15 protein-coding genes are annotated in these 12129 nt (G+C 70.1%); 6 read left to right on the top strand and 9 right to left on the bottom strand.

Annotated features, from left to right (window positions below):
- Positions 1–381: 381 nt before the first annotated feature.
- From ACT4MF_RS11670 to uvrB, 3 genes are all read right to left on the bottom strand, one after another.
- On the bottom strand, positions 382–981 hold the full coding sequence (locus tag ACT4MF_RS11670; protein WP_444682723.1) for a hypothetical protein: 600 nt from the start codon (positions 979–981) through the stop codon (positions 382–384).
- An 87-nt stretch (positions 982–1068) separates the two neighbouring features.
- A complete protein-coding gene (locus ACT4MF_RS11665; protein WP_444682722.1) occupies positions 1069–1599 on the bottom strand; it encodes a hypothetical protein in 531 nt (176 codons plus the stop codon).
- Between the two features lie 104 nt (positions 1600–1703).
- The gene (gene uvrB, locus ACT4MF_RS11660; protein WP_444682721.1) at positions 1704–3758 is read right to left on the bottom strand and encodes an excinuclease ABC subunit UvrB; all 2055 of its coding nucleotides are present in this window, start codon (positions 3756–3758) and stop codon (positions 1704–1706) included.
- 127 nt (positions 3759–3885) lie between these two features.
- Here uvrB and ACT4MF_RS11655 point away from each other — a divergent pair, with 127 nt between their 5' ends.
- The 4 genes from ACT4MF_RS11655 (at position 3886) to hisG (ending at position 6468) form a co-directional block, all read left to right on the top strand.
- A complete protein-coding gene (locus ACT4MF_RS11655) occupies positions 3886–4293 on the top strand; it encodes a hypothetical protein (RefSeq protein ID WP_444682720.1) in 408 nt (135 codons plus the stop codon).
- A 64-nt stretch (positions 4294–4357) separates the two neighbouring features.
- Positions 4358–4654 (top strand): AbrB/MazE/SpoVT family DNA-binding domain-containing protein, encoded by a 297-nt coding sequence (locus tag ACT4MF_RS11650; RefSeq protein ID WP_444682719.1) that lies wholly within the window; start codon positions 4358–4360, stop codon positions 4652–4654.
- Positions 4651–5085: a PIN domain-containing protein gene (locus ACT4MF_RS11645; protein ID WP_444682718.1), complete on the top strand. Its 435-nt coding sequence runs from the start codon at positions 4651–4653 to the stop codon at positions 5083–5085. Before ACT4MF_RS11650 ends, ACT4MF_RS11645 begins: the two co-directional genes overlap by 4 nt.
- Before the next feature lie 492 nt (positions 5086–5577).
- Positions 5578–6468 (top strand): ATP phosphoribosyltransferase, encoded by an 891-nt coding sequence (gene hisG, locus ACT4MF_RS11640; RefSeq protein ID WP_099254761.1) that lies wholly within the window; start codon positions 5578–5580, stop codon positions 6466–6468.
- 21 nt (positions 6469–6489) lie between these two features.
- Here the strand turns inward: hisG and ACT4MF_RS11635 are convergent, their stop codons facing one another.
- The 3 genes from ACT4MF_RS11635 to larB form a co-directional block, all read right to left on the bottom strand.
- A complete protein-coding gene (locus ACT4MF_RS11635; RefSeq protein ID WP_099254760.1) occupies positions 6490–6738 on the bottom strand; it encodes a GIY-YIG nuclease family protein in 249 nt (82 codons plus the stop codon).
- A 72-nt stretch (positions 6739–6810) separates the two neighbouring features.
- A complete protein-coding gene (locus ACT4MF_RS11630) occupies positions 6811–6963 on the bottom strand; it encodes a DUF7563 family protein (protein WP_180271732.1) in 153 nt (50 codons plus the stop codon).
- A 95-nt stretch (positions 6964–7058) separates the two neighbouring features.
- Positions 7059–7862, bottom strand: coding sequence for a nickel pincer cofactor biosynthesis protein LarB (gene larB / locus ACT4MF_RS11625; RefSeq protein ID WP_099254759.1), 804 nt, complete (start codon positions 7860–7862; stop codon positions 7059–7061).
- Positions 7863–8050: 188 nt separating this feature from the next.
- Between larB and ACT4MF_RS11620 the strand changes: the two genes are divergently transcribed.
- Positions 8051–8218 (top strand): DUF1931 family protein, encoded by a 168-nt coding sequence (locus ACT4MF_RS11620; RefSeq protein ID WP_004047560.1) that lies wholly within the window; start codon positions 8051–8053, stop codon positions 8216–8218.
- Positions 8219–8276: 58 nt separating this feature from the next.
- On the opposite strand, the gene rpiA is transcribed toward ACT4MF_RS11620, so the two are convergent.
- The 3 genes from rpiA to ACT4MF_RS11605 form a co-directional block, all read right to left on the bottom strand.
- Complete coding sequence (gene rpiA / locus ACT4MF_RS11615) at positions 8277–9050, bottom strand: ribose-5-phosphate isomerase RpiA (RefSeq protein WP_444682717.1); 774 nt, start codon at positions 9048–9050, stop codon at positions 8277–8279.
- Between the two features lie 38 nt (positions 9051–9088).
- Positions 9089–10216, bottom strand: coding sequence for an ORC1-type DNA replication protein (locus ACT4MF_RS11610; RefSeq protein ID WP_099254757.1), 1128 nt, complete (start codon positions 10214–10216; stop codon positions 9089–9091).
- Positions 10217–10373: 157 nt separating this feature from the next.
- Entirely contained in the window at positions 10374–11435 is a 1062-nt protein-coding gene (locus tag ACT4MF_RS11605) for a THUMP domain-containing protein (protein ID WP_444682716.1), read from the bottom strand.
- 86 nt (positions 11436–11521) lie between these two features.
- Here ACT4MF_RS11605 and ACT4MF_RS11600 point away from each other — a divergent pair, with 86 nt between their 5' ends.
- The gene (locus ACT4MF_RS11600) at positions 11522–12079 is read left to right on the top strand and encodes a TATA-box-binding protein (protein WP_099256849.1); all 558 of its coding nucleotides are present in this window, start codon (positions 11522–11524) and stop codon (positions 12077–12079) included.
- Positions 12080–12129 lie beyond the last annotated feature (50 nt).

Raw genomic sequence — 12129 nt, 5'->3', positions numbered from 1 at the left:
CGATGTGCTCGGCTCGTCCGGGGTCCGACCTGCCGCGAGCCGATCGACCCCGATCCGCCGCAGCGTGGTCGACGGCGTTGCCACTCGCGGGCCTCGCTCCGATCGCCGCGAAAGCGCTGCTACCGGCCGCGATCGGCGGCGTCTCCCGTTCGAACCGTGTCAGACACCTCCGGCTCCACCGGGATAAATATTACCAACAGGATTTCAGTAATACAATTCAGATTGCATAGTTACGCACAGGGATCGCGGCGTGGCGGCTCCGAACACGCGCGGCTGACTTCGTCCTTTGTGACGCTGCAGTTGCCGCTCGCGCGGTCTGCCCGATCGGCGAGGCGGGTCGATGGCGCCGGCGGCGGCTCCAACTCCGGTAGCGACGCGGGGTTAGGGCCGCCACGTCGCCGGGTCGATCGCCCAGAGCGCGCCGACCGCGAGCGCTCCGGTGACGCCCCCGGCAGCGAGGGTGAGCGGGGACTCGGAGCCGACGGCGATCGACGCGAGCAGCAGGGTCGCGCCGACGAGCAGCGCGACCGTATCCTCCGTCGTCGCCGCGCGGACCACGGGGGCCACCGTCGCGCCGGCGGCGGCGCCGGCGGCGACCGTACCGGGCGGGCCGGTGCTCAGGGCCGTGAGCGTCCCCGAGGCGGCGAACGCGGTGAGGGGGGCCCCGAACTCGGTGCCGATCCCGGTGCCGAACGCGAGCGCGCCGACGGCGCCGAGCGCGGGCGCGAGGAGGGCGGCGCGTGCCGAGAGCCGGGCGTCGCAGAGCGTGGCCCCCCCGGAGACGAGAAGCACCGATCCGGCCGCGAGGAGCGCGGGCGCGGCCAGCAGCGAAACCGGCGACGGCACGACGAGATCGGGGGCGCCGGACGCGGTCCCGACTTCGGGCACGATCACGGGCGCAATCGTGATCGCGACCCCGAACGTAACGGCGCCGGCGGCGAGCAGCGCGGCGCCGACGAGGCGACGGCGAAGAGATGGCATACCGGCGGAAGACCGCCGAGCCACTAAACGACCCCGGGACTCCGGCGCGATGCGGGCGGTGGGCGCACCGTGCGGTGCCGGTCCGCCTCAGACGGTCACGCCGGCGCGGTCTCCCTCGATCGAGACGACGATGCGCTCTGGCGGCCCCCGCTCGTCCGTCAGCCGCAGGAGGAGGGTCTTGACCACGGGGTCGTCGGTCTCGACCTCGCCGCGAACGCCCGCGATGTCCACGGCGATGCGGAGGGACCGCTCTCCCGTACGGCTGATCGACCCCAACCGAAGCTCGACCTCCGGCGCGGTGAGCCGCTGGGCGACGACGATAACCGACTCGCCGCCGTCGTCGACGAACGACGTCTCCTCGACGAACGCCATCGTCTCCGGCTGACCGGGGAGGACCGCCGCCTTCGCCTCCGACTTCGACCGGAAGGAGGCGGCGTGGGTCACGAGCTCTTCGGGCAGCGAACGGACGCTCTGCCCCTCGACGAGCGGGTTCCCGTCGACGTAGCGGCTCCGGACCGCGAGGTCCCGCGGCGTCGACGCCGCGAGGTCGTGGAGGCGGTCGGTACAGCCCGCGCTGGCGACACCGAGAATCCCGGCCACCGCCGCGCGGCGCTTCATGTGACAGGCTCCGACGGTCGCAATTAAAAACCCCGTCGTCGTGGCTTTCGGCGCGCGAGAATCGGATCCGGGGGAGAGGCGGTCGGATCGATGGAGGCGCTCGACTACTCGTCGATCATCGGCGCCGGCACGCCGTCGTCGCCGCCGTCGAGCTCGAACGCGCGGCGGAGCTCCGCGATCCGGTCGCGGATGTCGGCCGCCAGCTCGAACTCCAGGTTGCTCGCGGCCTCGTCCATCCGCCCTTCGAGGGCTTCGATCTGCGCTTTCGCCTCGGCCTCGCTCTCGACGTCGCCGACGCTGACCGAGGAGGTGTCCGTCTTCGAGCCGGGGAGGTTCGTCTCGCCGACCGGCTTGTCGATGGTGGTCGCCTCGTGGCCGTGCTCGTCGTTGTACTCCAGCTGGATCTCGCGGCGGCGCTGGGTCTCCTCGATCGCTGCCTCCATCGAGTCGGTCATTCGGTCGGCGTAGAGGACGACCTCGCCGTTGACGTTGCGCGCGGCCCGCCCCATCGTCTGGACGAGCGTCGTGGTGGAGCGGAGGAACCCCTCCTGGTCGGCGTCGAGGATGGCGACGAGGCTCACCTCGGGAATGTCGAGCCCCTCGCGGAGCAGGTTGATCCCGACGAGCACGTCGATGTTGCCCAGCCGGAGGTCGCGGATGATCTCGTGTCGTTCGAGCGTGTCCGTCTCGTCGTGCATGTACGCCACGTCGATCCCGGCCTCCTCGAAGTACTCCGTGAGGTCCTCGGCCATCCGCTTGGTGAGCGTGGTGACGAGCACGCGCTCGTCGCGCTCGATCCGGTCGCCGACCCGCTCTAAGAGGTCCTCGACCTGCCCGGTCGCCTCCGTCACCTCGACCTTCGGGTCGACGAGGTGGGTGGGGCGGACGATCTGCTCGACGATCCGGTCGGACGTCTCGCGCTCGTAGTCGCCGGGGGTCGCCGAGACGTAGAGGGTGCGGTCGGTCTTCTCCTCGAACTCCTCGAAGGTGAGCGGGCGGTTGTCGTAGGCGGTCGGGAGCCGGAACCCGTTCTCGACCAGCGAGTCCTTCCGCGACTTGTCGCCCTCGTACTGGCCCTTTATCTGCGGGATCGTCTGGTGGGACTCGTCGACGACGGTGAGGAAGTCGTCGGGGAAGTAGTCGAGGAGGGTGTAGGGGGCGTCGCCGGACTCGCGGTCGTCCATGTGGACCGAGTAGTTCTCGATCCCGGAGCAGTACCCCGCCTCCCGGAGCATCTCGATGTCGAAGGTGGTGCGCTCCTCGATGCGCTGGGCGGCCACGAGGTCCCCCTGCCGCTCGAAGTAGCTGACCCGTTTCTCCATCAGCTCCTCGATCTCCCCGATCGCCCGCTCCAGCTTGTCGTCCGGGATCGAGTAGTGCTCCGCGGGGTGGAGCATGACCGCGGGCTCCTCGGAGACGACCTCGCCTTTCATCGGGTCGACCTTGATCATCCGGTCGATCTCCTCGCCCCACAGCTCCACTCGGACCGCGTACCGCCCGTACATCGGGTAGATCTCGACGGTGTCGCCCCGCACCCGGAAGGTGCCCTGCGTGAAGTCCACGTCGTTGCGCTCGTAGTTCAGGTCGACGAGCCGGGCCAGCAGCTCCTCGCGGCCCACCTCCTCGCCGACCTCCAGGCGGAGCGCCATGTCGCGGTAGTTCTGCGGGTCGCCGAGCCCGTAGATGGCCGAGACGGAGGCGACCACGATCACGTCGTCTCTGGTGAGCAGCGACCGCGTCGCGGAGTGTCGCAGCCGGTCGATCTCCTCGTTGATCGACATCTCCTTGTCGATGAACGTGTCCGTCTGCTCGACGTACGCCTCCGGCTGGTAGTAGTCGTAGTAGGAGACGAAGTACTCCACCGCGTTGTCCGGGAACAGCTCGCGGAACTCCTCGTACAGCTGGGCGGCGAGCGTCTTGTTGTGGGCGAGCACGAGGGTGGGCTGGTCGAGCTCCTCGGCGACCCACGAGACGGTGTTGGTCTTCCCGGAGCCAGTGACGCCGAGGAGGGTCTGCTTGTCGGCGCCCGACTCGTACCCCTCGACGAGCTGCTCGATCGCCTCCGGCTGGTCGCCCGCGGGCTCGAACGGGGCGTCGACGCGGAGCGGGCGGTCGACGGTCGGGCGGTCCTCCGAGAGGGGGGAGTCGGCGTCGCTCACGATACGCGCCGTTGGGCGGCGAGACACTTGAGCGGCGCGGCTAGGGGGCTCACAGAACGAGATTCGCCCCGCGCTGACGGTCCCTCGCAGGGAAAAATCGATTACCGACCGGGCGGAACGGCGAACCGTGTCCCTCCAGCTCACCCCCGCCGTCGCGTTCGGCTTCGCCCTCTTCCTGGCCGTTTTGGTGGCGACCGGCGCGTGGGTGACCCTCGACGCGCGCGCTCGCGGGAGCGCCCACCCGGTCGCCTGGGGCGTTCTCGCGCCCGTCTCGGGTATCGCGATCGCGTGTTACCTCCTGTGGTGGCGGCGCGGACGGCCCCGCGAGTCCCCCCCGTCTCGGCGGGAGCGAACCGCCGCCACCGTCACCGTCGCCGGGGTCGGCGGACTGGTCACCGGAAGCCTCGTCTCACCGCCCGATCCGGCCTCGCAGCTGACCGTCTGGCCGATCGCGTTCGCCTGCTGTCTCCCCGTCGCGTACTGGGTGGTGAGGCGGCGGTTCGGCGTCCGCGAGGGAGTGGCCGCCGGTCGGTGACGAGGGAATGTATCCCAGACCGGCGGTGCTTTTAGTAATACTGAATTCGTAAGTACAACTTATAATGGTAAGTAGTACAAGTGAACCGGCGGTAGTACGCGTCTCGCAGAAGGGGCAGGCCACGATCCCGAAGGGTCTCCGCGAGAAGTTTGGGATCGAGGCGCCCGGTGAGGTGTTCATTTACGAGGACGAGGGGCGGATCGTCATCGAGCCGGTGCCCTCGCCGGAAAAGCTCCACGGGATCCACGCCGACGAGCACGAGCGCGGAGCGGCGATAGAACGGGTTCGGGAACTGAAAGAGGACGAGAAGGGCCGGGAGGCGGAGCGGGCCGCCCGGCTCCGTCCGTCTGAGGACGAATGAGCGGCTACGTCTTCGACACCGAGGCGGTCGTCGCGTACCTCTACGGGGAGCCCGGTCACGAAGCGGTCGCCCGGCTGCTCGACGAGGTGTTCGCCGGCGAGTCGGCGGGGGCGCTCGCCGAGACGAACGCCGGGGAAGTGTTCTACCTCGTCTCCCGGTTCGAGGGCGTCGACGACACCCCGACTGACGCATCGCTTCGGGAAGCCGATCGGGACCTCCGCGCGCTCGAACGACGAGGGCTGGCGATCGAATCGGCAAAGTGGCGGCTGGCGGCCGAGGTGAAGGCCAACGGAGACATCTCGCTCGCCGACGCGTACGCCGTCGCGCTCGCCCGCGAACGGGACGCGACGCTCGTCGTCGGGGCAGACGACGACTTCGACGACCTCTCCGTCGAGGTCGACGCTCGTCGGTTTCGGGACGAGAGCGCGTAGATCGAGGGGTCACAGCCGTCTCTGAAACGCCGACTACTCTCTTATAAGAGACTCACGCCGGAGCGACGGTGTACTCCGCCAAAGCCCCAGCCGCGAGGGCTCGCGCGGCTCGTTGCGTTCCTCGGTCGCTCACTTCATTCGCTCCCTGCGGTACTTACGTCGCCGTGCTTCGCCCTCGCGGCTGCCCCTTTGAGTCCCACCCCTCCGGAAGACGTTCCTGCTCGCTTCGCTGCGCGGGCTGCGACCTCCGTGCTCCCGCTCGCTTTGCTCGCGGGCACGCACAGCTCCGCGGCCTCACGCCTCCCCAGCCTCGTCAGTCGCCGTCGCTTCGCTCCGGCGACTGACTCCCTCGCACGCGCTCCTCGCGGCCGCCAGTGGCGGCCACTCGGAGGCACGCGCCGACCGCACTGTCAAGATGAAGCGATTTCGCGCCGACACCCGCCCCGGCTTCCGGACGAAAACGTTTCCCCGTCGCCCCGCGAGTCGTCGAGTATGCGCATCGCCGTCCCCAACAAGGGCCGCCTGCACGATCCGACGCTCTCGCTGTTAGAGCGCGCGGGGCTCCACGTCGAGGAGACCGCCGACCGCCAGCTGTACGCCGACACCGTCGACCCCGACGTGACGGTGCTGTTCGCGCGCGCGGCGGACATCCCCGAGTACGTCCGCGACGGCGCGGCCGACGTGGGGATCACGGGCCTCGATCAGGCCGCGGAGTCCGGCGGCGTCGCCGACTCGGCGAGCGCGGCGGCCGACGACGACCTCGTCGACCTGCTCGATCTGGGGTACGGCTCCTGTAAGCTCGTCCTCGCCGCCCCCGAAGACGGCGACATCGAGCGCGTCGCGGATCTCGCCGGCGGGACGGTCGCCACCGAGTTCCCGGCGGTCACCCGCGACTACCTCGACCGGGTGGACGTCGACGCCGACGTGGTCACCGTCACCGGCGCGACCGAGCTCACTCCCCACGTCGACATGGCCGACGCCATCGTCGACATCACCTCCACGGGGACGACCCTGAAGGTGAACCGGCTCGCCGTGATCGACGACGTGCTCGACTCCTCGGTGCGGCTGTTCGCCCGCCCCGACGTGGTCGACGATCCGAAGGTCGGGCAGGTGTTGACCGCCTTCGAGTCCGTGCTCGCGGCCGACGGGCGACGGTACCTGATGATGAACGCCCCCAAACAGCGGCTCGACGAGGTGAAAGACGTGATACCCGGGCTCGGCGGGCCGACCGTGATGAACGTCGAGGCCGACGAGAACGGGAACGGCATGGTCGCGGTCCACGCCGTCGTCGAGGAGCGCGACGTGTTCGCGACGATCTCGGAGCTGAAGTCGGTGGGCGCCACCGGCATCCTCGTCACGGAGATCGAGCGGCTCGTCGAGTAGCTCCGCCCCACGGCTCCGCGCCTACGCGTCGCCGATCAGACGCTCCTTCTCGGCGCGCGACAGGGACTTTATCGCGTGTTCGCGCGACATCGCGGCCGACTTCGAGTCGAACGACTCGACGTGGCGCAGCGTTACCGGGGTCCGGCCGCGGGTGTACTTGGCGCCCTCGCCCGCGTCGTGCTCGGCGACGCGCCGCTCTACGTCGGTGGTGTAGCCGGTGTAGAGGGTGCCGTCGGCGCACTCGATGACGTACACGTGATGGTCCGACACGGGTGCGGATTGTGCTCCGGGTGCTAAGGCGGTACGGGTTCGGCGCGGTCGGTCGCGATCCGACGGTGTGCGCTAATCTCCGGTTCGGCCGCGTTCCCGAGCGACCTCCGCGATCCCCGCGTTGGCGGAACACTCCGGACAGGCGTTGAGGTCACCGTACTCGTCCGCGAACACGCGCGCGAAGCGGTCCGAGACGTGCGACCCGCAGTGGTCACAGCGTGGCATTTGGTACCGGTCTCCACCGGCGGAAGATCGCAGGGGCTCGACGAACAAATACCCTTTCTCACCCCCGTCAGATTCCGGAAAATCACTTATAAACCCTAGTCGCGTCCGGCCGCGTCGACCGCTCTCGCGATCAGCCCCGCCTGCGCGCCGGCGACGAACCCGGCGTCGACGTTCACCGTCGTGAGCACCGAACAGGACTGGAGCGCGCCCTCCAGCGCCGCGACCCCCTCCCCGCCGACGCCGTAGCCGGTCGAGACCGGGAGCGCGATCACCGGCGCGGCGACGAGCCCCGCGACGACCGTCGGGAGCGCCCCCTCGCGGCCGGCGGCGACCACGACCACGTCCGCCTCTCGGATCCGGTCGCGCTGGTCCAAGATCCGGTCCAGATTCGCGACGCCCACGTCGTCGATCCGATCGACCGTCGCGCCGATTTCGCGGGCGACGACCGCCGCCTCCCCCGCGACCGCGGCGTCCGAGGTACCGGCCGAGACGACCGCGACGGTCGCGTCGAGCTCCGGGCGCTCGAAGTCGTCGGCGTGCACGACGATGGTGCCGGTTCGCTCGTCGTGGTCGACGGTCGCACCCGGTGACTCCGCGGTGTCGATCTCGGCGCCGCGTTCGAACTCCTCCATCGCCGTCCGAACTGCGGCCGTGTCGTCCGCGTCCGCTCGCGTGACGAGCGCACGCCCGGTCGTCTCCACCGCGGTCGTGGTCAACGCGGCGACCTCCGCGGGCGTCTTCCCGTCGGCCAGGATCGCCTCGGGGATCCCCCGTCGTCCCTCGCGGGCGGCGTCGAATCGCCCCCGCCCCGCTCCCGTGGTCGCGTAGCCCGCGAGCCGTGACTCCGCCTCCGCGACGCCGATCTCTCCGACCTCGAGCGCCTCAAGCGTGTCGCGCATGGTCGATCGTGCGGGCCGAACGGGGTCGTACCTATCGGTCCGCGGCGACCGACCCGCCCGGCCGGCCGACCGGTCTCACAAAGTTTATAAGGTAGTGCCCAGCCGACCCCTCGCAAACGGGCCGCAGGGAGCCCCTCGCGGTCGAATTCAGGAACTCTTATTAACTGTCGATGGATACGACCGACTGCATGGCAGACCTTATTGTCAAAGCGGCCGTCAAGGAAGCCCTGGACGACAAGAACGTCGCTTCGGACTTCTACGACGCGCTGGACGACGAAGTGGACGAGCTGCTCGAAGACGCCGCCCGCCGCGCCGAGGCCAACGACCGGAAGACGGTCCAGCCTCGCGACCTCTAAGACGGACGCGTTTTCCGTTCTTCATTTTTTGCCGACTGCCGACCGAGAAGCGACGCGGCTATTCGCCCGAGCCGCCGCTCCGCTCCGTGACCCGCACACCCGTCTCCGTCCCGACGTGGATCTCGTCCGCGAGCCCGACGAAGAGCCCGTGCTCGACGACGCCGGGCGTCGCCGAGAGGGTCGCCGCCAGCGCCTCCGGGTCGGCGATCTCGCCGAACGCGCAGTCGAGCACGAGGTTCCCGTTGTCCGTGACGACCGGTCCGTCTTTCCGCTCCGCGCGCCGCAGCGTCGGCTCGCCGCCGGCCGCCCGAACAGCCTCCGCGACCGCGGAGCGCCCGGCGGGAAGCACCTCCACCGGAACGGACCGGTCGAGCACCGGCGCTTCCTTCGAGGGGTCCGCGACGACGAGGAAGCGGTCGGCCGCCGCGTCGACCAGCTTCTCGCGGGCGTGTGCGGCCCCGCCGCCCTTTATGAGGGGGGCGGCGGTCGGGTCGCCGCCTCCTTCGGCGCCGGTCGCCACCCGACCCGCCGCGCCGACCGCGATCTGATCCGCCCCGTCGATCGCCACGTCGATCCCCGGCGCGTCCGGACCGACCGCCTCGTCGAGATCGAGCAGCGGGATCCCGCGGTCGGCCGCGAGCTCGCGGCTCGCGAAGGAGGTCGGCACGCCCCGGACGTGGAGGCCGGAGTCGATCCGGTCGCCGAGTCGCCGGATCGCGTGTGCCGCGGTCGACCCGGTGCCGAGGCCCACCACGTCACCGTCGTCGACCGCCTCGGCCGCCGACTCACCGGCGCGTCGCTTCGCCGCGTCGCTGCCGCCGCTCGTTTTCATACGTCCGACTGTGCGGGAGCGGTTGAAAAGGCGTCGGGCTACTCCAGCCGGTCCAACACCGCCTCGGCCTCGTAGGCCAAGGAGAGCTCCCGCGAGCGCCCGCGACCCTCCACCTCGGCGTACTCCGCGTCGATCACGCCGAGCTGGTCGAGCTTGTTGGTGATCTCCGAGTAGCGGGTGTAGCCGAGATCCGTCTCGTCGTGGAACGCCTCGTACACCGTTCCGGCGCGCTCGCCGTCGTTCTCGGCGAGCACGCGGACCAGCGCGCGCTCGGAGTCCGAGAGCCCGCGGAGCGAGCGCGAGAGGTGGACGTGCTTGGACTTGTCGTAGGCCGACTCCACGTCCTCTTCGGCGATCGTCTTCGAGGCGCGCATCTCCGCGTTGAGCCCGGCCCGGCGGAGCAGATCGATCCCGACCCGGAGGTCGCCGCTCTCGGCGGTCAGGTCCGCGACGCGCTCCAGTTCGGCGTCGCCGATGACGCCGTCGTGGAATCCGCGTTTCGAGCGCTCGAAGAGGATGTCGTAGATCTCGGTCGCGTCGTAGACGGGGAAGTACACCTCCTCGGGGCGGAACACCGACTGCACCCGCGTGTCGAGGTCGTCGATCACGTCGAGCCCCAGGTCGGAGGAGACGACGATGACGCCGATCTTCGCGCCCGAGTGGGCCTCGTGGGCGCGCAACAGCGAGTAGAGGGTGTCCGACGCCTCGTTCTCGTAGAAGAGGTAGTTCACGTCGTCTAAGGCGACGACGAGCACGTCGTCCTCCTCGACGAGCCGGTCGGTGATCTGGCCGAACAGCTTCTTGAAGGAGATCCCCGAGGAGGGGGGTTCGTAGTCGAAGATCCCCTCGAACAGCCGCGAGAACACCGCGTAGCGCGTCGAGTCCACTTGGCAGTTCACCCGCACCGTTCGCACGTCGGTCCGGGCGCCGAGCTCGCCGAACAGCTTCTGGACCGCGGTGGTCTTCCCGGTGCCGGGCGGCCCGCGCACCATCGTGTTGAGCGGTCGGGAGCCGCGGACGGCCGGCCGGAGCGCGTACTTCAGGCTCTCAAGCTGGCTCTCGCGGTGGCGAAACGTCTCGGGGACGTGGTCGATCTCGAACACCGACTCGTCGCGGAACACCGACTCGTCCCACGAGAGCATGTCGCCGCCGGCGTCCCCGGTCATGTGAACACCACGACAGGCCGCCTACTTAACCGTTGCCCGCGGGGGCGGTGAAACTGAAACTTGTCGCCTGCGACGCTCATCCGCCGGGTATCGACGACCGGTCGTTCACTCTCGGGACGGTGGGATCGGCGGTCGACGACGCGACCGCCGTTCCGGGTCACTCCCGGTCGAGCACGAGGACGTGCCGCGTGAGCGACCGGTGAACCCGGCGCTCGAAGACGGCGTCGACCGTCCAGCCGGCCTCCCGCGCCTCGCGCCGCCAGTCGCGGTCGGCGACCACGACGGCGCGCGGCGCGACCCGGGCGGCCTCCGCGAGCGCACCTCCCACGAGGTCCGCGAGCTCGTGTCGGGCGATCTTCGACTGGCGACCGTACGGGGCGTCGAACGCGACCCCGTCGACCGCGTCGTCGCGCAGGGGGAGGTCGGTGGCGTCGCCGCGGGCGACGTGCCAGTCGGGGTCGTCGCTCCCGGCCTCGCCCACGTACGCTCGGAGGTTCTCACGCGTCCCGCGGACCATCTTCGCTTGGGCGTCGCAGGCGACGATGTCGCTCCCGACGAGCCCGGCTTCGAGGGGGAGTCCCCCGGTTCCGCACATCGGGTCGAGGACGCTCCGCCCCGGCGCCGCCCCGGCGAGGTTGGCGTACGCGCGGGCGTCGGCCGGCGCCATGCTCCCCGGCTGGAAGAACGGTCGTTCGGTCGGCTTGGGCGCGAAGTCGCGGGCGGCCTCGACGGCGACCCACCCGAGCGCGCAGACCGCGGCGTCGCCGCCGTCCGCGCCGGGCACCGACTCGTGCTCGTCGCGCTCCCCCGCCGCGAACAGCGCGCGCAGGACGTGGTCGGGATCGTCGAGGTCGACGTCGAACCCGCGGTCGACGAGGACACCGCCCAACTCGCGTTCTGCGGCGCTCGTCGAGATATCGGTGCTGTTCCGGACGTTGCGCGCGCGGACCGCGACCGTGCCCGACCGGTCGATCGGCGCCGCGTCGAGGGCGGCCGCGGCGGCGTCGATATCGGCGTCGGTCCGTGCGATCGCTCCGTGGGCGGCGCGGGTGTACGCGAGCCGTCGGACCGGACCCCCGGCGCTGTCGCTCCCGCCCTCCCCGCCGACGCTTCCGGCGCGCGCGATCCCCGGCGCGAGCAGTTCGACGCCCGTCGCCGCGACGGCGGCCTCGCGGGCGGCGAACGCGTCTTCCTCGCCGGCGAGTTCGAGCCAGTACACGCCGCCGAGTCGGACCGCCGGTCGCAAGAGGATAGCGGTTCCGACCAGCCACCTTTTTAGGTGCTTCAACTGTGTATCGAGGTAGAATGGCCGATCCGAAGGAGACGATCACAATAGAGAACGTCGTTGCCTCCACGGGGATCGGGCAGGAGCTCGATCTCCAGAGCGTCGCGATGGACCTCGAAGGCGCCGACTACGACCCGGAGCAGTTCCCTGGACTCGTCTACCGCACCACGGACCCGAAGTCGGCCGCGCTGATCTTCCGGTCGGGGAAGATCGTCTGTACGGGCGCAAACTCCATCGACGCCGTCCACGAGAGCCTCGATCTGGTGTTCGACGAGCTCCGCAAGCTCCAGATTCCCATCGAGGACCCGGAGATCACGGTCCAGAACATCGTCACCTCCGCCGACCTCGGCGAGAGCCTCAACCTCAACGCGATCGCGATCGGGCTCGGCTTGGAACACATCGAGTACGAGCCGGAGCAGTTCCCCGGACTCGTCTACCGGATCGACGACCCCGACGTCGTGGCGCTTCTGTTCGGCAGCGGAAAGCTCGTCGTCACCGGCGGGACGAGCCCCGACGACGCCGCGGCCGCCGTCGACGTGATCGTCGAGGAGCTCGACGGGCTCGGGCTCCTCGCCTGACGGCCGCCGCGCTCGTTCCGATTCCGCGACCACTTTTACCCGTCACCTCG

It is taken from the genome of Halorubrum sp. FL23 (genome assembly GCF_052439115.2).
Taxonomy (GTDB): Archaea; Halobacteriota; Halobacteria; order Halobacteriales; family Haloferacaceae; genus Halorubrum; species Halorubrum persicum.
The sequence above is the reverse complement of the archived record's forward strand: the minus strand, read 5'-3'. Positions and strand labels throughout refer to the sequence as shown.

Excerpts from the sequence above, each read along its gene's own strand:
- ACT4MF_RS11670 (WP_444682723.1), bottom strand. The coding sequence starts at position 981 with ATGCCATCTCTTCGCCGTCGCCTCGTCGGCGCCGCGCTGCTCGCCGCC.
- ACT4MF_RS11665 (WP_444682722.1), bottom strand. The coding sequence starts at position 1,599 with ATGAAGCGCCGCGCGGCGGTGGCCGGGATTCTCGGTGTCGCCAGCGCG.
- ACT4MF_RS11650 (WP_444682719.1), top strand. The coding sequence starts at position 4,358 with ATGGTAAGTAGTACAAGTGAACCGGCGGTAGTACGCGTCTCGCAGAAG.
- ACT4MF_RS11645 (WP_444682718.1), top strand. The coding sequence starts at position 4,651 with ATGAGCGGCTACGTCTTCGACACCGAGGCGGTCGTCGCGTACCTCTAC.
- hisG (WP_099254761.1), top strand. The coding sequence starts at position 5,578 with ATGCGCATCGCCGTCCCCAACAAGGGCCGCCTGCACGATCCGACGCTC.
- ACT4MF_RS11630 (WP_180271732.1), bottom strand. The coding sequence starts at position 6,963 with ATGCCACGCTGTGACCACTGCGGGTCGCACGTCTCGGACCGCTTCGCG.
- larB (WP_099254759.1), bottom strand. The coding sequence starts at position 7,862 with ATGCGCGACACGCTTGAGGCGCTCGAGGTCGGAGAGATCGGCGTCGCG.
- ACT4MF_RS11620 (WP_004047560.1), top strand. The coding sequence starts at position 8,051 with ATGGCAGACCTTATTGTCAAAGCGGCCGTCAAGGAAGCCCTGGACGAC.
- rpiA (WP_444682717.1), bottom strand. The coding sequence starts at position 9,050 with ATGAAAACGAGCGGCGGCAGCGACGCGGCGAAGCGACGCGCCGGTGAG.
- ACT4MF_RS11610 (WP_099254757.1), bottom strand. The coding sequence starts at position 10,216 with ATGACCGGGGACGCCGGCGGCGACATGCTCTCGTGGGACGAGTCGGTG.
- ACT4MF_RS11600 (WP_099256849.1), top strand. The coding sequence starts at position 11,522 with ATGGCCGATCCGAAGGAGACGATCACAATAGAGAACGTCGTTGCCTCC.